The organism is Rhodosalinus sp. FB01 (genome assembly GCF_041365715.1).
In the GTDB taxonomy this organism is placed as follows: Bacteria; Pseudomonadota; Alphaproteobacteria; order Rhodobacterales; family Rhodobacteraceae; genus Rhodosalinus.
On sequence record NZ_JBGFSH010000013.1, the window covers coordinates 1 to 23,652 of the forward strand.

The window sequence follows — 23,652 nt, forward strand, 5'->3', positions numbered from 1 at the left end:
AGGCGTATTTACGGATCACAACACACCTCCGCAAGAGGAAAATCCGACGCCTCGCGAAATTTTCGACATCTCGGATTTTTGTTATTTATCAGCGTATTGCCACCCAACCACCGCCGCGGGGCTCATGGATGCGGGGTCGTGACCTAGCGGCAAGCGGCGGTTCAGGCCGAGTCGGCGCGCCACAGACCGCGGCCCGCGCCGCGCGGGCGCAGCCGCAACGCCAGCAACGCCACAATCGCCCCCATGTAGAACAACGGCTCGAGCTGGAGCCCCTTGGACAGCATGACGAAGTGCAGCGCGCCAAGCACCGCAACCGCATAGGTCACGCGATGCAGGCGCCGCCACATGGCGGCCCCCAGACGGCGCACGGCCCAGTCGTTCGAGGTAAGCGCGAGCGGAACCATGAGCAGGAAGGCGCCCATGCCGATGGTGATGTAGGGGCGTTTCAGGATGTCCGACCAGACCCGCGCCGGATCCTGAACGTCGAGCAGCAGCCAGACGGCGAGGTGCAGCGCGACATAGGTGAACGCGATGAGGCCCAAAGCCCGGCGAAAGCGCAGCAGGTTCACGCCGAGATGCCGGCGCAGAGGCGTGATCGCGAGCCCCGCGATCAGGAACTGCAGCGCGTAAAGGCCGAGGCGGTGCTCCAGGACCTCCACCGGCTCCACGCCCAGCCCGCCCGTGGCCCCGGCCCAGAAGAGCCACGGCACGGGCGCGAGCGCCACGGCCCAGACCGCCCAGACCGGGACGCGCCGCGCCCCGGCAGAGATCGCCCGCGCGAGCGCCATCAGAAGAACTTCGTGAGGTCCATGCCGGCGTAAAGGGGCGCCACCTCATCGGCGTAACCGTTGAACATGAGCGTGGGCTGGCGCGCCGAGAAGAGCCCGCCGCCGATGCGCCGCTCGGTCGCCTGGCTCCAGCGCGGATGGTCGACCTCGGGGTTCACGTTGGAATAGAAGCCGTATTCGCGCGGATTGGCCTTGTTCCAGCTCGTGGGCGGCTCTTCCTCGGTCAGCGTGATCCGCACCACGGACTTGATCGACTTGAAGCCGTATTTCCACGGCACCACGAGGCGGAGCGGCGCGCCGCTCTGGTTGGGAAGATCGCGGCCGTAGATGCCGGTCGCCATGATGGTAAGCGGGTGCATCGCCTCGTCGAGGCGAAGGCCTTCGACATAGGGCCAGTCGAGCACCGGGAAACGCGTGCCCGGCATCTCCTCGCGGTTCAGGTAGGTCTCGAACGCCACGTATTTCGCGCCGGGCTGGACGCCCGCCATATCGAGCAGGTCCGCCAGCTCGAAACCGTTCCACGGCACGACACGCGACCACGCCTCCACGCAGCGGAAACGGTAGATCCGCTCCTCCATCGTCATCCGCGCGAGGATATCCTCGAACGCGTAGTCCGCCGGGCGGTCCACCATCCCGTCGATCCGGATCGACCAGGGCGACACCGTCATCTGCCCGGCGCGGCGCGCGGGATCCTTCTTGTCCGTGCCGAACTCGTAGAAATTGTTGTAGGTGGTGATCTCTTCCCAGCTGTTGGACTCAAGATCCTCCGCGGCGGCCTCGGCAAGGGGGGCGAGGCCCGCCAGCCCCAGCGCCGCGCCGCCCGCGATCAGGCCGCGGCGGCTGATCCAGGCGCCTTCCGGCGTCACGTCATTCTCCGTCAGGTCGTTCTTCCAGCGGTGGGACATGGGGCTCTCCCTGATCCAGTTATCGCTCGCAACATAGGTTCCGCCGCCGCGCCGCCCAATGCACGGCGCGTCACGATGGCGTTGGGATCGGCAGAGGCGCGGTGTCACGGTCGCAAGCCCCGTGGTGATGCAGCGCCCGCTCGCGGGCTGGCCATCGGCTGCGAGCCGGTTGGCCGGGTCGCCCGCATGTTGATTTGCCTCAATGTCACGCGGCCGCGGGGGCCTTACCGTCAAGACCGGATTGGCGGCCCGGTCCCTCCGCGCCGCGCACCTTTCTGGGAGGACACCATGACCGCATTCGCCCGCGCAGCCGCCGCGCTGTGCCTTGCCGCCGGCCCGGCCCTTGCCGAGGACATCGTCACCTACGACACGGATCTGTCCTACGGCGATGTCGTGTTCGGGCTCGAGAACGCGATCCTCGACGAGGGGCTGGTGATCGACCACACCAGCCATGTGGGAGACATGCTGGCGCGCACCCGCGAGGATGTGGGCTCGGACGTGCAGCTCTACGAGGCCGCGGACGTGTTCGGCTTCTGCTCGGCCAAGGTCTCCCGCAGCGTGATGGAGGCCGATCCGATGAACGTGGCATACTGCCCCTACCATATCTTCGTGGTGCAGCAGGCAGGCGAGGACCGGGTGATGATCGGCTATCGCGGCTTCCCCGACGGACCGATGCAGGAAGTCGAGGATCTTCTGGACAGGATCACGCGCGCAGCCATCGCCGAGTAACCGGCGATCACGGCGGATCACGAAAATTTAAGTCGAAACCTGCGAGGCACCGCGCTTAGCGCGCCGCCTTGCGACGTCAAGCCGCATCGGCGGAAATCCCCGGTGAACCGGACCGGTCCGCGTGCCGTAGTCTGCAACGGATGATCGGTGCGGCACGCCGCCGCCCCGGCACCAAGGCCTGCGCCATCGAGCGCAGGGACATGACGTTCAAGGAGGAAACTCGAATGTTCCGCAGAACTTTCTTCGCGATGACCGCTGCAACCGCCCTGGCCGCGCCGGCCTTCGCCGACAACCACATGGGCAAGGACATCGTCGACACCGCGGTCGAGGCCGGCAGCTTCACCACGCTCGCGGCCGCACTCGAGGCGGCAGGCCTCGTCGAGACGCTGAAGGGCGAAGGCCCGTTCACCGTCTTCGCGCCGACCGATGACGCCTTCGCGGCGCTGCCCGAGGGCACCGTCGAGGGCCTGCTCGAGGATACCGATGCGCTGACCGCGATCCTCACCTACCATGTCGTGCCGGGCAAGGTCATGTCGGGCGATCTGTCGGACGGCATGATGGCCGAGACCGTGAACGGCCAGTCGGTGACCATCGGCACCGAGGGTGGCGTGACCGTGGACGGCGCGAGCGTCATCCAGGCCGACGTGGAAGCCTCGAACGGCGTCATCCACGTGATCGACGCGGTTATCCTGCCGGAGTGATCCGGCGCGAACCGCAACGATCTTTTGGCGCGGGGCGGCTCAGCCGCCCCGCCGTCGTATCCTGACAGTGCATTTCGAAAGGAGACAGTGATGAACCGCCGTTTCGCACTTCGCGCCCTCGCCGCCACGGGCCTCGCCGCGGGCCTCGCCGCCTGCGCACCGGCGCCCAGCCAGCCCGATATCGTCGGCGTCGCCGCGTCGAACGACCAGTTCTCGACCCTCGTGACCGCGGTGCAGGCCGCCGGCCTCGTGGAGACGCTTCAGGGCCCGGGGCCCTTCACGCTCTTCGCGCCGACGAACGCGGCATTCGAGAAACTGCCCGCCGGCACGGTCGAGTCGCTTCTCCAGCCGGAGAACCGCGACCAGCTCGTGAGCGTTCTGACCTACCACGTCGTGCCCGGCGCGGTGACGTCCGACCAGCTTGCCGGCAAGCGCCTCAGCGCCGAGACCGTGCAGGGCCAAAGCCTTCACATCAACGCGACAGGCAGCGCCGTGCATGTCGAGAACGCCCGCGTCACGCAGGCCGACATCTCGGCATCGAACGGTGTCATCCACGTGATCGACACGGTGCTTCTGCCCGAGTGAGCCGCCGGTCCGGCGCGTGAAAAAAGGCCCCCCGCCAATCGCGGGGGGCCTTTGCGTTTTCGAAGGCCCGCGCGCCTCAGTGCAGGACCGCGTCCTGCGGCGGCTCGCTTCCGGAACTGGCGACATGCCCGCCGATCTCCAGCCCGTCCGGGCCGGCCGTCACCGTCAGCACATCGCCGTCGCGCACGTCGCCGGCCAGCAGCTTCTCGGCCAGCGGATCCTGCAACGCGCGCTGGATCACCCGCTTGAGCGGCCGTGCGCCGAAGACCGGGTCATAACCCTCGTCGGCGAGCCACTTGCGCGCCGTGTCGTCGAGCTCCAGCCGGATCTTGCGGTCCGCGAGACGCCGCGCGAGGCGCGAGAGCTGGATGTCCACGATGCCGGTCATGTCCTCGCGGTCCAGCCTGTCGAAGACGATGATCTCGTCGAGCCGGTTCAGGAACTCGGGGCGGAAGTGGTTGCGCACCGCCTCCATCACCTCGGCCTTGGCGGCCCCCGGATCGGCGCCCTCGGGCAACTGGCTCAGCGCCTGACTGCCGAGGTTCGACGTCAGCACGATGAGCGTCTGCTTGAAGTCCACCTTGTGGCCCTGCCCGTCGGTGAGCTGACCGTCGTCCAGCACCTGGAGCAACACGTTGAACACGTCCGGGTGCGCCTTCTCCACCTCGTCGAAGAGCAGCACCTGGTAGGGCCTGCGGCGCACCGCCTCGGTCAGCACACCGCCTTCCTCGTAGCCGACATAGCCCGGCGGCGCGCCGATCAGGCGGGCGACGGAGTGCTTCTCCATGAACTCCGACATGTCGATGCGAACCATCGCGCCCTCGTCGTCGAAGAGGAAGTCGGCAAGCGCCTTCGTGAGCTCGGTCTTGCCCACGCCGGTGGGGCCGAGGAACAGGAAGGAGCCGAGCGGCCGGTTCTCGTCCTGCAGGCCGGCACGCGCCCGGCGCACGGCGTTCGACACCGCCCGCACCGCCTGCGCCTGGCCGACCACCCGGGCGTGAAGCTCCTGCTCCATGCGCAGCAGCTTATCGCGCTCGCCCTCAAGCATCTTCGACATCGGGATGCCGGTCCAGCGTTCGACCACCGCAGCGATCTGCTCGGGGCGCACGGCCTCCTCGACCATCACGTCGGCCTCGCCCTCGACGGCCTCGGCCTCGGCGAGCTGCTTCTCGAGCTGCGGGATGACCCCGTAGCTGAGCTCGCCCGCACGCGTGAGGTTGCCCTCGCGCTTGGCCTGCTCGAGCTCGTTGCGCGCCTGGTCGAGCTGTTCCTTCAGCCCGCGCGCCGAGGCGAGCTTGTCACGCTCGGCCTGCCATTTCGCGGTCATCTCGGCTGACTGCTCCTGCAGGTCCGAAAGCTCCTTTTCCAGCTTCTCCAGCCGGTCGCGCGAAGCCTGGTCGTCCTCCTTCTTCAGCGCCTCGGCCTCGATCTGCATCTGCAGGATCTGCCGGTCGAGCGCATCGAGTTCCTCTGGCTTGGAGTCGACCTCCATCCGCAGCCGCGATGCCGCCTCGTCCATGAGGTCGATCGCCTTGTCGGGCAGGAAGCGGTCGGTGATGTAGCGGTCGGACAGCTGCGCCGCGGCCACCAGCGCGGAATCCGAGATCCGCACCCCGTGGTGCAGCTCGTACTTCTCCTTGATGCCGCGCAGGATCGAGACCGTGTCCTCGACCGTCGGTTCCGCCACGAAGAGCGGCTGGAAGCGCCGGGCGAGCGCCGCGTCCTTCTCGACATGCTTGCGATACTCGTCGAGCGTGGTGGCGCCGACGCAGTGAAGCTCCCCGCGCGCGAGCGCCGGCTTGAGAAGGTTCGACGCGTCCATCGCCCCGTCGGCCTTGCCCGCGCCCACGAGCGTGTGCATCTCGTCGATGAAGAGGATGATCTCTCCCGCCGCCGCGGTGACCTCCGAGAGGATCGCCTTCAGACGCTCCTCGAACTCGCCGCGGTATTTCGCGCCGGCGATGAGCGCGCCCATGTCGAGCGCCAGAAGCTTCTTGTCCCTCAGGCTCTCGGGCACGTCGCCGTTCACGATCCTCAGCGCAAGGCCCTCGGCGATGGCGGTCTTGCCGACGCCGGGATCGCCGATGAGAACCGGGTTGTTCTTGGTGCGCCGCGACAGCACCTGCATCGCCCGGCGGATTTCCTCGTCGCGGCCGATGATCGGGTCGATCTTGCCCTCGGCCGCGGCCTCGGTCAGGTCGCGGGCGTATTTCTTCAGCGCGTCATAGCCCTCTTCCGCGCTCTCGGTGTCGGCGGTGCGGCCCTTGCGCAGGTCGTTGATCGCCTCGTTGAGCTTCTGCGGGTTCACCGCACCGGCGTCGAGCGCGTCTTTCGCGGGCGAGCGCACCAGCGCGAGCGCGGTCAGGATGCGTTCCACGGGGACGAAGCTGTCGCCCGCCTTCTTGGCAAGCTTCTCCGCCTCGTCGAGCACCTTGGCGGTCTGGGTGTCGAGATACATCTGCCCGGCCCCGTCGCCCGAGACCTTGGGCAGCTTGGCCAGCCCGGCCTCCGCCGCCTCGAGCACGCGCTCCGGCGCGCCGCCGGCGCGGCGGATTAGATTTGCGGCGAGCCCCTGCTCGTCGTCCATCAGCGCCTTGAGCAGATGCTCGGGGCCGAGTTTCTGATGTCCCTCGCGCACCGCGATGGTCTGTGCCGCCTGGACGAAACCGCGCGAGCGTTCCGTGAACTTGGACAAGTCCATGGGTCTTTTCTCCTTTCATCAAGCACCCTTGCCGGGGCCGCCCGCCTTGCGGCACGCCCCCCATCGGGCCTTCTGTTGCAAGATGGCGACACCCCATCGGGGCTTCAAGACGCGGGCCGCGCGTTTTTTCGCCGGCTTGCTCCCGCGCGCGCTTTGCGGCAAGCGGGACACGTGACAGGAAGGGGACCCGCATGAGCGACGACCGCCTCATCGTGGCGCTGGACGTGCCCGACGCGCATACCGGCCTCACCCTCGCGCAGCGCTTGGGCGACGCGGTGGGCTTCTACAAGATCGGGCTCGGCATGCTCACGGGCGGGGGCCTTGCGCTCGCCAACGAGCTGAAGGGTGAGCACGGCAAGCGCATCTTCCTCGACATGAAGCTCTTCGACATCGGCGCCACGGTCGAGGCGGCGGTGCGCGGGCTGGCGCGGTTCGATCTCGATTTCCTGACGGTTCACGGCGATCCTCATGTCGTCCGCGCCGCGAAGGCGGGCGCGGCCGGGTCCGGGATGAAGATCCTCGCGGTCACGATCCTGACCTCGCTCGACCGTGCGGACCTCGACGCGAGCCTCATCCGGGCGGGCGCGGTTCCCGACCTCGTGGTGGAGCGCGCCGCGCGGGCCTTCGAGGCCGGGGCGGACGGCGTCATCGCGAGCCCGCAGGAAGCGGCGATGATCCGCGCGCGGCCCGAGGCGGCGGGCCGGCTTATCGTGACGCCCGGGGTGCGGCCCCCGGGCGCGGGCCTGGGCGACCAGAAGCGCGTGGCCACGCCGGCGCAGGCCATCGGCGCCGGCGCCGACCACATCGTCGTCGGCCGCCCCGTCTGGCAGGCGGCGGACCCGCGCGCCGCGGCGGAGGCGATCCTTTCCACCCTGCCCTGAGCCGCCCGGGATCGCGCCTCGGGGAATCGCGCGCCCCGAAGACCCTGTGCGCGCCGCCGCGCAATGCTATGATCGCGCCATGCCCGCCCTCTGCCGCGACTGCCTGACCACCTTCGAGACCGGACGTCGCTGCCCTGCCTGCGGGCGGCCGCGGGTCACGTCGCATCCCGAACTCTTCGAGCTGTCCATCGCCCACATGGACTGCGACGCCTTCTACGCCAGCGTCGAGAAACGCGAGAACCCCGAGCTGGCCGACCGGCCGCTCATCATCGGCGGCGGCCGGCGGGGCGTCGTCTCCACCGCCTGCTACGTCGCCCGGATCCGCGGCGTGCGCTCGGCCATGCCGATGTTCAAGGCGCTGGAGCTCTGCCCCGAGGCGGTGGTGATGAAGCCGCGGATGGATCTCTACGCAGAGGTCAGCCGCGCGATCCGCGCGATGATGACGGAACTCACCCCCGCGGTGGAGCCGCTGTCGCTCGACGAGGCGTTCTTCGATCTCTCGGGCACCGAGCGGCTGCACGGGCACCCGCCCGCCGTGATGCTCGCGCGGCTCGTCCGGCGAATGAAGGACGAGCTGGGCGTCACTGGCTCGATCGGGCTTTCGCACAACAAGTTCCTCGCCCAGGTGGCCTCCGACCTCGACAAGCCGCAGGGATACTCGGTCATCGGACGGGCCGAGACGCAGGATTTCCTGCACGACCGGCCCGTGCGCCTCATCTGGGGCGTGGGCGATGCGGGGCAGGAGGCGCTCGCCCGCGCCGGCATCCACCGTTTCAGCGATCTGCGCCGCTGGGAGAAACCGGCGCTCGAGGCGCGTTTCGGGTCCATGGGCGGGCGGCTCTGGCATCTCGCGCGGGGCGAGGACACGCGCCGCGTCTCGGCCGACGGGCCGGTGAAGTCGATCTCCCACGAGACGACCTTCGGGGAGGACACCGCCGACCCGGATCTGCTGGACGGGCATCTGTGGCGCATGTCGGAGAAGGTGTCGGACAGGGCGAAGGCCAAGGATCTGGCGGGCCGCGTCGTCACGCTGAAACTGAAACGCGCCGATTTTCGGACCGTGACGCGCCGCCAGTCCCTGCGCGACGCGACCCAGTTCGCCGACCGGATCTACCGTACCGCGCGCGGGCTTCTGGACGCGGCGGGGGCGGACGGGCCCTACCGGTTGCTGGGCGTCGGCCTGTCGGAGCTTTGCCCGGCGGCCGAGGCCGAGCGGTCGGGCGACCTGCTCGACCCGCAGGCGGCGCGGCGCGGACAGGCCGAGCGCGCGGCCGACACGATCCGCGCCCGGTTCGGACCGGCGGCGATCCTGAAGGGGCGGTCCTTGCGCTAGCGCCTCACTCGGCCGCGAGCGGCCGCGCCTCCGCCTCTCCGATCGCCGCGATGTCCGCGATCACGCCGCGCAGAAGGTCGCGGAAGGCGTTGAAGTTCGCGTTGGGCCGGATCACCTGCTCGTTCATGTAGAGCGCGCGGTCGATCTCGATCTGGACGGCGTGCTGGTTGCGCGAGGGGCGCCCGTAGTTCTGCGCGATGTAGGCGCCGGCGAAGGGCGCGTTGCGCACCACGACCAGCCCCGCGGCGGAAAACGCCGCCTCGATCCGGTCCACGATCTCGGCCGAGGCCGAGGCGCCGAACCTGTCGCCCAGCACGATCTCGGGCCGGCGGGCGCCGGCGCGCGTGATGCCGTCCACCGCCTCATGGGGCATGGAATGGCAGTCCACCAGGATCGCCCGGCCGAAAAGACCGTGGGCCTGCGACAGCTGGTGCTGCAACTCGCCGTGATAGGGCCGCCAGTAAAGCGAGATGCGCCGCTGCGCCTCTTCCAGGGGTATCTTGCCGCGATAGATTGCGCGGCCGTTGGCGACCACGCGCGGGATCACCCCGAGGCCCGAGGACACCCGCGGGTTGTGGCTCGTCCGGCGCACGCCTTCGATGAGCGCCGGGTCGAGCTCCTCGGCGGAGCGGTTCAGGTCCACGAAGGCGCGCGGCACACCCGCCTTGAGCAGGGGCGCGCCGAAGTCCGGCGCGCATTCGAAGAGCCTGTCGACATAGGCGTCCTCCGACGAGCGTATGGAATGCTCGTCGAGAACGGTCCGGCGCAGGAAGCTCCAGGGATAGTCCCGTCCGCTGTGGGGAGAGGCGAAGACGACGCACGATGTGCGCTGCCGCGGATGGCTGATCTGGTACGGCGAATGGGCCACGCGTTTCTCCCTGCTGAGGGTGATGATAGCGCGATTGCACACCCTGCCAAAAGACCTTGATCCACCCCACGACTCCTTTTATAGAGCGCGCTACCGGCGCGGACACCCGCGCCCCGTTTTGTTTGGGGGCATGGAATCGGTGCCGGTTTTCGGGCGGTTAGCTCAGCGGTAGAGCACTACGTTGACATCGTAGGGGTCACTGGTTCGATCCCAGTACCGCCCACCACCGGCCGCTCCGCCCGCAAGGGCGGCCCGACACAACGGTCTGGCGCATCCGGAAGGCACGCGCCGCGCGAAGAAGGAGAGGACCATGAAGGTCAGAAACTCGCTGCGCTCGCTCAAGACGCGCCACCGCGATTGCCGCGTTGTGCGCCGCAAGGGCCGCGTCTACGTCATCAACAAGTCCCAGCCGCGCTTCAAGGCCCGCCAGGGCTGAAAGAACACCGGCCGCCGTCAGGTGGTCGCCGGGCCGCGCCAGCCGGCGCGGCCCGTTTTCATGTGCGCGGACGCGTCTTCTGGATGATGCGTCATGAAACTGGCATGTTCGGCTGGCACCAAGACGGAAACCAGCACGACAAGGCCCCATGCCCGACGACAAAGCACCCCGCCAACGATTTTCCCCGCCGCCCACGAGCGACGCGCAACGCAACCCGACGCCATCTCCCGCGCCGCGCGCGTCGCACCGCGCGCTCGATCATCCCCACGAGACGCTCGACCGCGCCACCCGCGCGGTCCTCGCGCGGCAGACCGGCGGGATATCCCCGCACGCGGCCTGGGCCGCCTGGGCGGACTGGGCCACGCATCTTGCCCGCGCGCCGGGCCGCCAGCTCGAACTCGTGGAGCGGGCCCAGCAGAACTGGTGGAAACTCGCAGGCTTCGCCGCCGCCGCGACGAACGCCGAGGCGTCACCCCCGTTCGAGCCGGGCTCCAACGATCACCGCTTCGGCCATGCCGACTGGGGCCGGTTCCCCTTCAGCCTCTACCAGCAGGGCTTTCTTGCGGCGCATGACTGGTGGGACCTCGCGACCCAGCCGATCCGCGGCGCGCGGCCCCAGAGCGCGAAGCGCGCGGGCTTCATGGCGCGCCAGATGCTCGACGCCGTCTCGCCCTCGAACATGCCCTGGCTGAACCCGGAGATCCTGGAGACCGTGCGCGAGACGCGGGGCCATGCCGTCCTCGACGGGGCGCGGCATCTCGCCCGCGACATGGGCGACGCGCTGACCGGAGAGACCAGTGAACCGGACTCGGAGTACCGCGTGGGCGAAACCCTCGCCTGTACGCCCGGCCAGGTGGTCTTCCGCAACGCCCTCTTCGAGCTGATCCAGTACACCCCGCAGACCGAGACCGTCCAGGCCGAGCCCGTGCTCGTCGTGCCGGCCTGGATCATGAAATACTACATCCTCGACCTGCGCCCGGAGAATTCGCTCATCAACTGGCTCGTGGGCCAGGGCTTCACGGTCTTCGCCATTTCCTGGGTGAACCCCACGGCAGAGCACCGCGACCTGTCGCTCGACGATTACCGCCGGCTTGGCGTGATGGCGGCGATCGACGCCGTCTCGACCATCTGCGAGGGGCAGCGCATCCATGCCTGCGGCTATTGCCTGGGCGGCACGATCCTCTCCATCGCGGCGGCCACCATGGCGCGCAACCATGACGACCGCCTCGCCTCGATCACCCTTCTCGCGGCGCAGACCGACTTCTCCGAGGCGGGCGAGATCATGCTTTTCGTGGACGAAAGCCAGCTCGCCTTCCTCGAGGACATGATGTGGGACCAGGGCACGCTGGACAGCGATCACATGAGCGGCGCATTCCGCGCGCTGCGCCCCGAGGACCAGATCTGGACGCGCTGGGTGCGCCGCTACCTCATGGGCCAGGAGGAGCCCGACGCCGACATCCTCGTGTGGAACCGCGACACCACCCGGATGCCGGCGCGCATGCATTCGGAGTATCTGCGCGCGCTCTTCATGGAGAACCGCCTGACCGGAGGCCGTTTCGCGGTCGAGGAGCGGGTGATCGCGCTGCGCGACATCTCGGCGCCGATGTTCGTGGTCGGCACCGAGAAGGATCACATCGCGCCTTGGCACTCGGTCTACAAGGCGAAGCTCTTCACCGACACCGACATGCGCTTCGTGCTGACCTCGAGCGGCCACAATGGCGGTATCGTGTCGGAGCCCGGTCACCCGCACCGGCATTACCGGATCGGGCACCGCGCCCCCGGCGCGCACTACATGGACCCCGACACGTGGCTTGAATGCGCCGTGAAGGAAGACGGCTCCTGGTGGCCGGAATGGGCGCGCTTCCTGCGCGAGCAGGGCAGCGGGGCAGGGATCCCGCCCCCGCCGATGGGCGCGCCCGGCAAGGGGCTCCGCCCGATCGAGCCCGCACCCGGCAGCTACGTCTTCCAGCGCTGAGCCCCGCGCGCGGCGCGGATCAGTCGTATTTGCGCCGGTCCTCGATCACGAGGCCGTCGCGCGGCAGGCTGCCGGGCTGCACCACCTCGACCCGGCCGCGCATCTTCAGAAGTTCCGCGACGCTCGCCTCGAAGGCGGCGGGATCGCCGCCCTCGGCCTCGACCTGCACGGTCATCGCGTCCATCTCTCCCTCGCGGAGGGCGATGACGCGGGCCTTCCCGATCTCGTCGTGGCGCGCCACCAGCGCGGCCACCTGCTCGGGGCGCACGAACATGCCCTTGATCTTCGTGGTCTGATCCGCGCGGCCCATCCAGCCCCGGATCCGCATGTTTGTGCGGCCACAGGGGCTTTCCCCCGGCATCACCGCCGAAAGGTCGCCGGTCGCGAAGCGGATCAGCGGATAGTCGGGGTTGAGCGTGGTGACGACGACCTCGCCCACCTCGCCGGCCGGCACCGGGTCGCCGGTGCCCGGGGTCACGATCTCCACGAGGACATGCTCGTCGAGGATCATCCCCTCCATCGCCGCGCTCTCATAGGCGATGTTGCCGAGATCGGCGGTGGCATAGCACTGCAGGCAGGCGATGCCCCTGTCGGCGTATTCCTGGCGCAGCGACGGGAAGAGCGCGCCGCCCCCCACAGCCGCCCTCGTGAGCCTCAGCCGCTCGCCCATCTCGTCGGCCTTGTCGAGGATCACCTTCAGATAATCGGGCGTCCCGGCATAGGCCGTGCTGCCGATATCCGCCGCGGCGCGCACCTGAAGCTCCGTCTGCCCGGTGCCCGCAGGCAGCACCGCCGCGCCAACCGCCCGCGCACCGGACTCGAAGATCATGCCGGCGGGCGTCAGGTGATAGCCGAAGCAGTTCTGCACGATATCGTCCACGCCCACGCCGCAGGCATGCAGGAAGCGGCCCATCCGCCACCAGTCATGCGCGTCGCCGCCCGGCTCGTAGATCGGTCCGGGCGACTGGAACACATGCGCGAAACCCGAGGCCGGCCGGGTCGTGTAGCCGCCAAAGGGCGGGTCGCCGGCCTGTGCGCGGCCCAGCCGCGCCTTGCGCAGCACCGGCAGCGCGGAAAGCGCCTCGGCCGATGTGATCGCCTCGGGATCCACCTCCGCGAGCGTCTCGGCATAGCCCGGAAGCGCCTTCGCGCGGGCCATCTGCGCGGGCAGCGCCCCGGCGATCCATGCCGCGCGGGCATCGGCGCTCCGGGTTTCCAGCTCGTCGTAGTGGGTGCCTGTGCGGGCCGTGTCCATCGCCGTCTCCCTTGCTCAGAGCCACCGCTTGCGACGGCGGTAGGAGCGCACGTCGCGGAACGACTTGCGCCCCTCCTCGGACATGCCGAGGTAGAATTCCTTCACGTCCGGGTTCTCGCGCAACTCGTCGGCGGGGCCATCCATCACCACGCGGCCCGATTCCAGGATGTAGCCGTAGCGCGCGAAACGCAGGGCCACGTTGGTGTTCTGCTCGGCCAGCAGAAACGTCACGCCCTCGTTCTCGTTCACCGACTTCACGATGCCGAAGATCTGTTCGACGAGCTGCGGCGCGAGGCCCATGGACGGCTCGTCCAGCAGGATCGTCTCGGGGCGCGACATCAGCGCGCGCCCGATCGCCGTCATCTGCTGCTCGCCGCCCGAGGTATAGCCCGCCTGGCCCTTGCGCACCTGCTTCAGACGGGGAAAGTACTCGTAGACCATCTCGAGATCCTGCTGGATCGCCGCGGCCCCCGCGCTGCGAGTGGAGGCGCCCGTCAGCAGGTTTTCCTCCACCGTGAGGTGCTCGAAGCAGTGGCGCCCCTCCATCACCTGGATGACGCCGCGTTTCACCAGCGCGGAGGGGTCGAGATGCTGCACGCGTTCCCCGCGGTAGACGATGGAGCCCTTGGTGACCTCCCCGCGCTCGGAGGCCAAGAGGCTCGAGATCGCCTTGAGCGTGGTGGTCTTGCCCGCCCCGTTGCCGCCGAGAAGCGCGACGATGCCGCCCTTCGGCACGGAAAGGCTCACGCCCTTCAGCACGAGGATCACGTGGTTGTAGATCACCTCGATGTTGTTGACCTCGAGGAGCGCCTCCTCCGTGCGGCCTGCGTCGAGCATCCTCGCCTCTCTCGTTTCGGGGCCGGTCGGGGCGGCGGTGCCGCCCGGCCGGTCCTCGCTCCCTGGATACCGGGTGCCCGGCCGCCCTTGCAGGCGGGCGGCCGGGGCGGCCGGTTCAGCTCTCGTTGCAGCGCAGATCGATGTCGTTCTCCGCGGCGAAGGCCATGGAGTCCTCCTCGATCAAGGGCTGCAGGATCTGGTCGTCGGGCGCGATGTAGTCGGTCAGCGCCGTCCACTCTCCGGCCGAGGCGTCCCATTGCTGGACGATGCCGCCGCCCGAGCCGCCGTGGTTCGAACAGGTCACGCCGAACTCGGGCCCGATCCCGGGCGCGCCCAGCGCCTCCATCTTCGCGGCCGTCATCTCCAGCGCTTCCATGCCGTCGCGCATCATCGCCGCGTCGATCTGGTCGGTGCCGTGGATCTCCTGCGCGGTCTTGGCCGCCTCGACGGCGAGCATGGCCGCATACATGCCGCGGGTATAGAGCACCTTGCCCACGTTGGATCCGTCGCCGGCCGCGAGGCCCTTGTCGATCACGTGGGTGCGGATGTCGGCGAAGACCGGGTAGTCCGCGATCCGGTTCATGTTGAGCGACTTGTAGCCGTCGGCGGCGGCGCCCGCGGGCGTCACGTCATGCTCGGCGCCCGCCCACCAGTTGCCGATGAAGTTCTCCATCGGGAAGCGGATGTTGGCGGCCTCCTGGATCGCGACCTGGTTCATCACGCCCCAGCCCCACATGATGACGTAGTCGGGCCGCTCGCGCCGGATCTGAAGCCACTGGCTCTTCTGTTCCTGGCCGGGGTGGTCCACCGCGATGGTCGTGAGCTCGTAGCCGTGCTTCTCGGCCAGGCTTTCGAGCGTGCGGATCGGCTCCTTGCCGTAGGCGGAGTTGTGGTAGAGCAGGGTGATCTTGCTGTCCGAAAGATCGCCGCCGTTCTCGTCCAGCAGGTACTTGATTGCCACCGAGGCCGCGTCCCAGTAGTTCGCGGGGTAGTTGAACACCCACTCGAACACCTCGCCGTTCTTCGCCGAGGTGCGGCCGTAGCCCATGGTGTGAAGCGGGATGCCGTCGGCCGAGACCTTGGGGATCAGCTGGTAGGTGATCCCGGTCGAGAGCGGCTGGTAGATCAGCGCGCCCTCGCCCTTCGTGGCCTCGTAGCACTCGACCCCCTTCTCCGTGTTGTAGCCCGTCTCGCACTCGATCACGCGGGCGGGCACGCCGCCGATGCCGCCGTCGCGCTCGTTCACCAGGGTGAAGTAGTCGCGGTAGCCGTCCGAGAACGGTATGCCGCCCGCGGCGTAGGGGCCGGTGCGATAGCTCAGGTCCGGGAACACCAGGTCGGCGAGCGCCGGCCCGGCGGCCATGCTGGCGGCAAGCGCCAGGGCAGTCAGTGTCTTTCTCATTGGGGTTCTCCTCCCTTTCGATCTTCGTTCAGTGACGGCGGCTCCTCTTCCGCCGTGCCCGCCCCCTCAATAGGGGAAGGGCCAGAGCCTCAGCTTTTCCTTCGCGAGGCGCCAGAGCTGGGCGAGGCCATGCGGCTCGGCCACCAGAAAGAGCACGATGAGCCCGCCCACGATGATGAGTTCCAGATGCGCGGCAAGGTCCGACGGCCAGCCGAGCATGCCCACCAGCACGTTCTTCAGGAAGACCGGCAACAGCACCAGGAAGGCCGCGCCCGCGAAGCTTCCGAAGATCGAGCCGAGCCCGCCGATGATGATCATGAAGAGCACCAGGAACGACTTCTGGATGCCGAACGCCTCGCCCACCTCGACCGCGCCCAGGTAGACGGCGAAGAAGAGCGCGCCCGCGATGCCGATGAAGAAGGACGAGACGGCGAAGGCCGACAGCTTGGCGGCGAGCGGGCTCACCCCGATGATCTCGGCGGCGATGTCCATGTCGCGGATCGCCATCCATTTGCGGCCCTGCGTGCCGCGGGTCAGGTTCCGCGCGACGATCGCCAGCACGGTGACGAAGACGAGGCACAGAAGATAGGCCGCCCAGGCCGGGGCCTCGGGTCCCGTGACGGCCACGCCGAAGACCGTGCGCTCCGGCGCGGTGATCTGCCCGGAGGCGGAGTAGTTGTAGAACCACGGCACCTTGTTGAAGAGCCAGACGAGGAAGAACTGCGCGGCGAGCGTGGCGACGGCCAGATAGAAGCCCTTGATCCTGAGCGAGGGCAGCCCGAACAGCACCCCCACCGCCGCGGTGATCCCCCCGGCGAGGACGATGTGAAGGACGATCGACACGTCGGGAAAGGCCGTCATCAGCTTGTAGCAGCCGTAGGCCCCCACCGCCATGAAGCCCCCGGTGCCGAGGCTCACCTGCCCGCAATAGCCCGTCAGGATGTTCAGCCCGATCGCCGCGATGGCGTAGATCAGGAACGGCAGCAGGACGGCGTTGGCCCAGTAGTCGTTGACGACGAACGGCACGACGAGGAACGCCACGGCCAGCACCGCGTAGTAGCGCCAGCGATCGAACCGGATCGGGAAGGTCTGACTGTCGGCGACGTAGCTCGTCTTGAAGTCGCCCGCCTCACGATAGAGCATCTCGAACCTCTCCCTGTTCCTGTGCCCTGGCGCGCGCCTGCGGCGTCAGCTGCTTCGAGGGTTTCGCGTAGCCCGTGGCCTCCGCCGCCCGCGCGAGCCAGAGCCAGCAGGTCACGCCCGTCGCAAGCCCGGCGAAGGCCAGCAGCGCCGCGACGGCGATCTGCCCGCCCGACAGCTCCCCCGCGGCGGCGAGGGCGAGGTAGCCGAAGGCCCAGAAGCCCGACCAGGCGACGACATTGGCGATGGCGATCAGCTTGCCCACGGGCTCAGACCCTCTCGATGATCTTCTCGCCGAACAGGCCCTGCGGCCGGAAGACGAGGAAGACGAGCGCGAGCACATAGGCGAACCAGTTCTCGGTTGCGCCTCCGACCATGGGGCCGATGAGGAACTCGAAAAGCTTCTCGCCCACGCCGATGATGAGGCCGCCGGCGATCGCGCCGGGGATCGAGGTGAAGCCGCCCAGCATCAGCACCGGTAGCGCCTTCAGCGCGATGAGCGAGAGCGAGAACTGCACGCCCATCTTCGTGCCCCACATGATGCCGGCCACAAGCGCGACGATGCCCGCCAGCGACCAGACCATGACCCAGATGAAGTTGAGCGAGATGCCGACCGAAAGCGCGGCCTGGTGATCGTCGGCCACCGCGCGCATGGCACGGCCTTGCTTGGTGTATTGCGCGAAAAGGATCAGCAGCGTGACCAGCGCCGCGGCGATCAGCGTGGCCGCGATGTCGAGATTGTCGATGAAGAACCCGTAGCCGAACCAGGTGTAGGTCATCTCGTCGATCGTGGTGTTGATGCCCTGCGGCAGCCCGACGTCGAGGTTCTTGATGTCCGCGCCCCACATGACGTCGCCCAGCCCCTCGAGGAAATAGGCCAGGCCGATCGTCGCCATGAACAGGATGATCGGTTCCTGCCCCACGAGGTGGCGGAAGATGAGCTGCTGCACCGCCCAGGCCAGCCCCACCATGACGAGCGCGGTCAGCAGGATCGCGGCCAGCGCCGGAAGGTGCCAGCCGAAATGGTGGATCTCGGTTCCGAAGACGGCGTTGATGAGATGCGAGAAGGGCACCTGCCCGTCCATGATGCCGACCAGCGTCAGCGCCGCGAAGAGCGCCAGCACCCCCTGGCTGTAGTTGAATATCCCGCTCGCCTTGAAGATCAACACGAAGCCCAGCGCGACGAGCGCGTAGAGCACGCCGGCCATCAGGCCGTTCAGCACGACCTCGATGCCCCAGAAGAACTGTTCAGGCATCGCTCGCCTCCCTTGCCGTTCCCGACGCACCGCGCGCCACGCCCGCGGGACGGCGGGCGGGGCGATGGCGAAGCCGAGCGCCGTCCGTCCGTCGCTCAGTCATGGGCCACCCCCAGATAGGCATCGATCACCTCCTGGTTGTTGCGCACCTCGTCGGGCGTCCCGTCGCCGATCTTCTTGCCGTAATCCATCACCACCACACGGTCCGAGAGGTCCATGACCACGCCCATGTCATGCTCGATCAGGGCGATGGTGGTGCCGAACTCGTCGTTCACGTCCAGGATGAAGCGGCTCATGTCCTCCTTCTCCTCGACGTTCATGCCCGCCATCGGTTCGTCGAGCAGCAGCAGCGCCGGCTCGGCAGCGAGCGCGCGGGCCAGTTCCACCCGCTTCTTCAGCCCGTAGGGCAAACGTCCGACGGGCGTCTTGCGGATGTGCTGGATCTCGAGAAAGTCGATGATCCGTTCCGCGTTCTCGCGGTTTGCCACCTCCTCGCGCTCGGCCGCGCCCTTCCAGAGCGCCTGCGCGAAGATCCCCGTGCGCATCTGCGTCAGCCGCCCGGTCATCACGTTGTCGAGGACGCTCATCCCCTCGAAGAGCGCGATGTTCTGGAAGGTGCGCGCGATGCCCTGCCGCGCGACCTGGTAGGGCCGCATCCACGGGCGCTTCTCGCCGCGGAACCAGACCTCGCCCTCCTGCGGCACGTAGAAGCCCGAGATGACGTTCAGCATCGAGGACTTTCCCGCGCCGTTCGGCCCGATGATCGCGCGGATCTCGCCCTCGCGGATGTCGAAGGAGATGTCCCTGATCGCGGTGCCGCCGCCGAAACGCAGGGTGATGTTCTTCATCTCCATCACCACGCCGCCGATCGTGCGGCCATCGGCGGTGACATGGCCCGCGTCGCGGTGCGCGCCGCCCGCATGGGTGCGTTCATGCACCGTTTCGGCAAGCTCGTCTCGGCTGACGACGGGCTCGGCGCTCATTCCGCGGCCTCCTGCCGTGGCGCGCGCACCGGCCCGACCTCCGAGTCGCGGATCTCCAGCGTCGCCTTGATCTTGCCCTTGCGGCCGTCCTCGTAGGTGACTTCCGTCTCGGTGTAGACGCTCTCCGAGCCGGCATAGAGCGCGGTCACGAGGTCGTCGAACTTCTCGCCGATGATCTTGCGGCGCACCTTGCGGGTGCGCGGCAGCTCCCCGTCGTCGGCGTCGAGTTCCTTGTGCAGCACGAGGAAGCGGTGAACCTGGCAGGCCGACAGCATCTCGTCCTCGGCGATGGAGCGGTTGGTCTCCTCGACGTGGTTCTGGATCATCTCCAGCACACGCGGGTGGCCCGCCAGCTCCTGGTAGGAGGCGTAGGCGATGTTGTTGCGCTCCGCCCAGTTGCCGACGGCGCTGAGGTCGATGTTGACGAAGGCGCAGCAGCGGTCGCGGCCCGCCCCGAACACCACCGCCTCCAGGATGTTGGGGTAGAACTTGAGCTTGTTCTCGACGTATTTCGGCGCGAAGAGGCTCCCGTCCGCCATCTTGGCCACGTCCTTCGCGCGGTCGATGATGCGCAGGTGCCCGGTATCGGGCTCGAAGAAGCCCGCGTCGCCCGTGGCCACCCAGCCGTCCGGATCCTTCGTTTCGGCGGTGGATTCGGGGTTCTTGTAGTATTCGACGAAGACACCGGGGCTGCGGTAATAGACCTCGCCGTTCTCGCGCACCTCGACTTCCACGCCCGGGGAGGGCACGCCGACGGTGTCCGAGCGTACCTCGCCATCGGGCTGCTGGGTGATGAAGACCGACGCTTCCGTCTGGCCGTAGAGCTGCTTCAGGTTGATCCCGAGGGAGCGGTAGAAGTCGAAGATCTCCGGCCCGATCGCCTCTCCGGCGGTGTAGCCCACGCGGATGCGCGACAGGCCCAGCACGTTCTTGAGCGGCCCGTAGACGAGGATGTTGCCGAGCCAGTAGCGGAACCGGTCCCAGCCGCCCACGGGCTTGCCGTCGAGGATCGCCGGCCCCACCCGGCGGGCGTGCGCCATGAAGGCGTCGAAGATCCGCTTCTTGATCTTCCCCGCGTCCTCCATCCGGATCATCACGGTGGTCAGCTGCGTCTCGAAGATGCGCGGCGGGGCGAAATAGTAGGTCGGGCCGATCTCGCGGAGGTCGGTCATCATCGTGTCGGGGCTCTCGGGGCAGTTCACGCAGAACCCCGCCCAGGAGGCCTGCCCGATCGAGAAGATGAAGTCGCCCACCCAGGCGATCGGCAGGTAGGCCAGCACCTCCTCCTGCCGTGTCAGGGCGACGAACTCGGCGGAGGCCTTCGCCGTCTCGATGATGTTGCGGTTCGAAAGCACGACGCCCTTGGGCTTTCCCGTGGTGCCCGAGGTATAGAGCATCACGCAGATGTCGTCGTAGGTCAGCCGCGCGCGCCGCCGCTCCAGCTCCGGCGCGAACTCCTCTTCCGCGGCGCGGCCCTGGTCCTGAACGTGGCTGAACTGGTGCAGCCGCGAATGTTCGTATTTCCGAAGCCCGCGCGGATCGATGTAGATGATGTGCTCGAGCTGGTGCAGGCGCTCCTGCACCTCGATGAGCTTGTCGACCTGCTCCTGGTCGGCGACGACGGCGAAGCGCGCGCCGCAATGCCCCATCACATAGGCCATCTCCTCGGCGACGGCGTCCTGGTAAAGCGGCACGGGCACCGCGCCCACCGACTGCGCCGCCACCATCGCCCAGTAGAGATAGGGCCTGTTGCGCCCGATGACGGCGACGGAATCCCCCTCCGCCACGCCAAGGTTGAGAAGCCCGAGGGCGAACGCGTCGATCTCGCGCGCGGCCTCGGCCCAGCTCCAGCCCTGCCAGATGCCGAATTCCTTCTCCCGGTAGGCCGGGGCATCGCCGAACGCGCGCACATTCCGCTCTAGTAGCGCCGGGATCGACCGAAGATCCGCCGCGCCCGCTGGTGTCGTCGCCAAGATGTCTCCTCCCAGTCCCGGGGTCGTCTCCGGGGCGCCGCCCTCCCAAGCGACGAGATCATATCTGACCCGTGGGAAAGGGTCGGCGTCAACCTTTTCGGGAAAATGTCGAAATCCTTGCAAATTGTAACAGGCCCGCTGCGGAGGCCCTTTGCGCCCGATGCGTCCGGTGCTAGCCATTCCATCCGGGAGGAGAGGACGCCGATGGCCGAGCACGCGCGCGGCACCGAGGCCCTGACGATGGCGGGGCTCAACCTGATCCAGCAGGCGCTGTCGATCTACGACAGCGATCTGCGCCTTGCGGCCTGCAACCGCCGGTTCCAGGAGATGTTCGACCTGCCGCGATGGCTGGTGGAGCCGGGGGCGCGCTTCGAGGACACGATCCGCCACCTCGTGACGCGCGGCGAATACGGACCCGTCGAGGACGTGGAGCAGGCGGTGCGCGACCGCGTCGACATCGCCCGCGCCTTCGAGCCGCATTACATGGAGCGTACCCGCGCCAACGGGCGCACCATCAGCGTCGAGGGCGCGCCGCTGCCCCAGGGCGGCTGGGTCACCGTCTACACGGACATAACGCCGGCCAAGCAGCACGAGGCGCTTCTGCGCGCGCGCTCGGCCGAGCTGTCGGACCGGCTGATCGCCCATTCCGAGGAACTCGCCGCCACGAACCGGCAACTCGCCGCCACGAACGCCGCGCTCGAGGAGGCGACGCGCCAGCTCACCGAGATGGAGGCGCGCACGCGCCTCACCGCCGAGATGATGCCGGCGCACATCGCCCATGTGGACGGCGAGCGGCGCTACACCTACTCGAACCGGCGGCTGTCCTCGGTCATGCCGGGCCGCCCGCGCGACATCGTGGGCCGGCCCATCGCCGAGGTTCTGGGGCTTCAGGCCCATGCCCGGATCCGCCCGCGCCTCGACGCCGCCTTCGAGGGGCGCGAAAGCGTCTTCGAGTTCACCGACGAGATCAGCCAGCGCCGCATCCGCGCGGCCTTCACGCCGGACCGGCGCGCGGACGGGATCGCGGGCGTCTACATCCTTTCGATGGACGTGACCGAGGAGACCCAGGCGCGCGCCACGCTCCAGCAGACGAGGCGCCGGGAGATGGCGGCGCGGCTCACCTCGGGGCTCGCGCATGATTTCGCGAACCTGCTCACCATCATTCTCGGCAGCCAGGCCCAGCTCGCGCGGCGGTCGCTCGACACGGACGCGCGCGCGCTGGTGGAGGCGACGCTTTCCGCGGCGCACAGGGGCGGCACGCTGCTCGACCGGCTGGCCGATCTGACCGGCGCGCGGGACTGGCGCCCACGGCCGTGCGACACGTCCGCCTTCCTCGGCGATCTCGCGACGCTGGCGCGCGCCGCGCTGCCCGACGGCGTCGCGCTCTCGGTGGTGAACGGGCTCGAGGGGCGGCGGATCCTGCTCGACGCCGGGCTCGTCCAGGACGCGCTCCTCAACCTCATCCTGAATGCGCGCGACGCCTGCGGCGGCGCCGGGCGCATCTCGGTCGTCCTGGAGGAGGTGCAGGCCACCTGGGCCGAATTCAGCGTCAGCGACACGGGCCCGGGCTTTTCCGATGCGGCGCTCGCCCGCGCGCTGGAGCCGTTCTATACCACCAAGGGCGGCGAGGGGTCCGGCCTCGGCCTCGCGATGGTCTACGACATGGCGAAGCTCGCCGGCGGGCGCGTGACGCTCGGCAACACCCTCTCCGGGGCGCGGGTGGCGCTGCGGCTTCCGCTTCGGCCCGCGCCGACGCTGGGCGATGGCCGGCTCGTGCTGCTGGTGGAGGACAGCGCCGATCTGCGCGCGTCGCTCCGCGCCATGCTGACGGGACTTGGCCACGCGGTCGCGGAAGCGGCCTCCGTGGCGGAGGCGCGCGCGCTTCTCGACGGCCTGCCGGAAATCGGCGCGGTGCTTTCCGACATCTCGCTCGCCGGTGCCGAGACGGGCCTCGACCTCGCCCGCGCGCTCGGCCCCGACGGCCCGCCGATCTGGCTGATGACCTCGCTGCCGCCCGAGGATCCCCGCCACCGCGAGGCGCTGTCGCTCGCGCCGGTGCTGGCCAAGCCCTTCGGGGTGGAGACGCTCGCCGCCGCGCTCGGCCCCCAGGCCGCGGCATGAGCGCGCCGCTCGTCACCATCCTCGACGACGAGCCGGCGATCCGCGCCATGCTCGCCACCGCGCTGGAGGAGGCGGGGTTCCGCACCATGAGCTTCGCCCGGGCCACCGAATTCGAGGCCGCGCTGCGCCAGTCCGTGCCGGATGTCTGCCTCGTGGATCTCGGCCTGCCCGACCGCGACGGGCTGACGCTCGTGCACCGGCTCGCGCTGCAAAGCGGGGCGGCGGTCATCATCATCTCGGGCCGCGCGCAGGTGCAGGACCGGGTCACCGGGCTGGAACTCGGCGCCGACGACTACATCATAAAGCCTTTCGACCCGACCGAGGTGGTCGCCCGGATCCGCGCGCGGCTGCGCAAGCGCGCGCCCGCGCCCGCCGCATCGGAGACGGCGCGCTTCGAGGGCTGGACCGCGCATTTCGACCGGTACACGCTCGAGGACGACGCCGGGACGGAAACCCCCTTCAGCCATGCCGAGGGCGAGGTGCTGCGGCTTTTCCTCGAAAGCCCGCGCCGGCTCATTTCGCGCGGGCACATGCAGGAGGCGCTCGGCGGCGCGGCCGGCGAAAGCTTCGACCGCGCGATGGATGTCCGCATCTCGCGGCTGCGCACCAAGCTGCGCGAGGATCCGCGCAACCCGCGCCTGATCAAGACGGTCTACGGCGCGGGCTACATCTTCCTCGGCGAGGTGCAGTGGGGCTGAGCCCATGCGAGGCCGCGCGGCGCTTTCGCCCAACGGTTTGGCAAGCCCCGCGAAATCGGCTAGGCGCTGTCGCCGGAACAAGGCG

The 23,652-nt window shown here is 68.8% G+C and carries 21 protein-coding genes and 1 tRNA gene; 10 read left to right on the forward strand and 12 right to left on the reverse strand.

Translation table 11 applies throughout. The features are described from left to right. Positions 1-161 precede the first annotated feature (161 nt). Complete coding sequence (gene msrQ / locus AB6A65_RS15085; RefSeq protein WP_371039224.1) at positions 162-788, reverse strand: protein-methionine-sulfoxide reductase heme-binding subunit MsrQ; 627 nt, start codon at positions 786-788, stop codon at positions 162-164. After that, positions 788-1,693 (reverse strand): protein-methionine-sulfoxide reductase catalytic subunit MsrP, encoded by a 906-nt coding sequence (msrP, locus tag AB6A65_RS15090; protein ID WP_371039225.1) that lies wholly within the window; start codon positions 1,691-1,693, stop codon positions 788-790. Before msrP ends, msrQ begins: the two co-directional genes overlap by 1 nt. Before the next feature lie 288 nt (positions 1,694-1,981). Between msrP and AB6A65_RS15095 the strand changes: the two genes are divergently transcribed. The 3 genes from AB6A65_RS15095 (at position 1,982) to AB6A65_RS15105 (ending at position 3,708) form a co-directional block, all read left to right on the forward strand. Further along, entirely contained in the window at positions 1,982-2,422 is a 441-nt protein-coding gene (locus tag AB6A65_RS15095; RefSeq protein WP_371039226.1) for a DUF302 domain-containing protein, read from the forward strand. Between the two features lie 224 nt (positions 2,423-2,646). Further along, positions 2,647-3,123: a fasciclin domain-containing protein gene (locus AB6A65_RS15100; protein ID WP_371039227.1), complete on the forward strand. Its 477-nt coding sequence runs from the start codon at positions 2,647-2,649 to the stop codon at positions 3,121-3,123. A 90-nt stretch (positions 3,124-3,213) separates the two neighbouring features. Then, a complete protein-coding gene (locus AB6A65_RS15105; RefSeq protein ID WP_371039229.1) occupies positions 3,214-3,708 on the forward strand; it encodes a fasciclin domain-containing protein in 495 nt (164 codons plus the stop codon). Positions 3,709-3,784: 76 nt separating this feature from the next. On the opposite strand, the gene clpB is transcribed toward AB6A65_RS15105, so the two are convergent. Continuing rightward, on the reverse strand, positions 3,785-6,409 hold the full coding sequence (gene clpB / locus AB6A65_RS15110; RefSeq protein ID WP_371039230.1) for an ATP-dependent chaperone ClpB: 2,625 nt from the start codon (positions 6,407-6,409) through the stop codon (positions 3,785-3,787). Between the two features lie 191 nt (positions 6,410-6,600). Between clpB and pyrF the strand changes: the two genes are divergently transcribed. Beyond that, positions 6,601-7,290, forward strand: a complete 690-nt coding sequence (pyrF, locus tag AB6A65_RS15115; protein WP_371039231.1) for an orotidine-5'-phosphate decarboxylase — start codon at positions 6,601-6,603, stop codon at positions 7,288-7,290. A gap of 79 nt (positions 7,291-7,369) precedes the next feature. Then, the gene (locus AB6A65_RS15120; RefSeq protein WP_371039232.1) at positions 7,370-8,623 is read left to right on the forward strand and encodes a DNA polymerase IV; all 1,254 of its coding nucleotides are present in this window, start codon (positions 7,370-7,372) and stop codon (positions 8,621-8,623) included. 4 nt (positions 8,624-8,627) lie between these two features. Here AB6A65_RS15120 and AB6A65_RS15125 read toward each other — a convergent pair whose 3' ends face one another. Beyond that, positions 8,628-9,491, reverse strand: a complete 864-nt coding sequence (locus AB6A65_RS15125; RefSeq protein ID WP_371039233.1) for an N-formylglutamate amidohydrolase — start codon at positions 9,489-9,491, stop codon at positions 8,628-8,630. A 151-nt stretch (positions 9,492-9,642) separates the two neighbouring features. Between AB6A65_RS15125 and AB6A65_RS15130 the strand changes: the two genes are divergently transcribed. From AB6A65_RS15130 to AB6A65_RS15140, 3 genes are all read left to right on the forward strand, one after another. Continuing rightward, a tRNA-Val gene (locus AB6A65_RS15130) sits at positions 9,643-9,717 on the forward strand. Between the two features lie 84 nt (positions 9,718-9,801). Next, positions 9,802-9,927, forward strand: a complete 126-nt coding sequence (gene ykgO, locus AB6A65_RS15135) for a type B 50S ribosomal protein L36 (RefSeq protein WP_371039234.1) — start codon at positions 9,802-9,804, stop codon at positions 9,925-9,927. A gap of 148 nt (positions 9,928-10,075) precedes the next feature. Continuing rightward, a complete protein-coding gene (locus AB6A65_RS15140; RefSeq protein WP_371039235.1) occupies positions 10,076-11,902 on the forward strand; it encodes a PHA/PHB synthase family protein in 1,827 nt (608 codons plus the stop codon). A gap of 19 nt (positions 11,903-11,921) precedes the next feature. Here the strand turns inward: AB6A65_RS15140 and AB6A65_RS15145 are convergent, their stop codons facing one another. The 8 genes from AB6A65_RS15145 to AB6A65_RS15180 form a co-directional block, all read right to left on the reverse strand. Next, complete coding sequence (locus AB6A65_RS15145) at positions 11,922-13,157, reverse strand: phenylacetate--CoA ligase family protein (protein ID WP_371039236.1); 1,236 nt, start codon at positions 13,155-13,157, stop codon at positions 11,922-11,924. A gap of 15 nt (positions 13,158-13,172) precedes the next feature. Beyond that, on the reverse strand, positions 13,173-13,994 hold the full coding sequence (locus AB6A65_RS15150) for an ABC transporter ATP-binding protein (protein ID WP_371039238.1): 822 nt from the start codon (positions 13,992-13,994) through the stop codon (positions 13,173-13,175). Between the two features lie 115 nt (positions 13,995-14,109). Beyond that, positions 14,110-15,396, reverse strand: a complete 1,287-nt coding sequence (locus tag AB6A65_RS15155) for an ABC transporter substrate-binding protein (protein WP_371039239.1) — start codon at positions 15,394-15,396, stop codon at positions 14,110-14,112. Positions 15,397-15,462: 66 nt separating this feature from the next. After that, positions 15,463-16,539 carry a branched-chain amino acid ABC transporter permease gene (locus tag AB6A65_RS15160; RefSeq protein ID WP_371039240.1) on the reverse strand — a complete coding sequence of 359 codons (1,077 nt, stop codon included), beginning with the start codon at positions 16,537-16,539 and terminating at the stop codon, positions 15,463-15,465. After that, a complete protein-coding gene (locus AB6A65_RS15165) occupies positions 16,526-16,801 on the reverse strand; it encodes a hypothetical protein (protein WP_371039241.1) in 276 nt (91 codons plus the stop codon). The genes AB6A65_RS15160 and AB6A65_RS15165 overlap by 14 nt, the downstream gene beginning before the upstream one ends. Before the next feature lie 4 nt (positions 16,802-16,805). Then, complete coding sequence (locus tag AB6A65_RS15170; RefSeq protein WP_371039242.1) at positions 16,806-17,792, reverse strand: branched-chain amino acid ABC transporter permease; 987 nt, start codon at positions 17,790-17,792, stop codon at positions 16,806-16,808. Between the two features lie 95 nt (positions 17,793-17,887). Next, positions 17,888-18,646 (reverse strand): ABC transporter ATP-binding protein, encoded by a 759-nt coding sequence (locus AB6A65_RS15175; protein ID WP_371039296.1) that lies wholly within the window; start codon positions 18,644-18,646, stop codon positions 17,888-17,890. Positions 18,647-18,771: 125 nt separating this feature from the next. Continuing rightward, positions 18,772-20,748 carry an AMP-binding protein gene (locus AB6A65_RS15180; RefSeq protein WP_371039243.1) on the reverse strand — a complete coding sequence of 659 codons (1,977 nt, stop codon included), beginning with the start codon at positions 20,746-20,748 and terminating at the stop codon, positions 18,772-18,774. A gap of 204 nt (positions 20,749-20,952) precedes the next feature. Here AB6A65_RS15180 and AB6A65_RS15185 point away from each other — a divergent pair, with 204 nt between their 5' ends. Continuing rightward, a complete protein-coding gene (locus tag AB6A65_RS15185) occupies positions 20,953-22,869 on the forward strand; it encodes a PAS-domain containing protein (protein ID WP_371039244.1) in 1,917 nt (638 codons plus the stop codon). Next, a complete protein-coding gene (locus AB6A65_RS15190) occupies positions 22,866-23,567 on the forward strand; it encodes a response regulator (RefSeq protein ID WP_371039245.1) in 702 nt (233 codons plus the stop codon). The genes AB6A65_RS15185 and AB6A65_RS15190 overlap by 4 nt, the downstream gene beginning before the upstream one ends. Positions 23,568-23,652 lie beyond the last annotated feature (85 nt).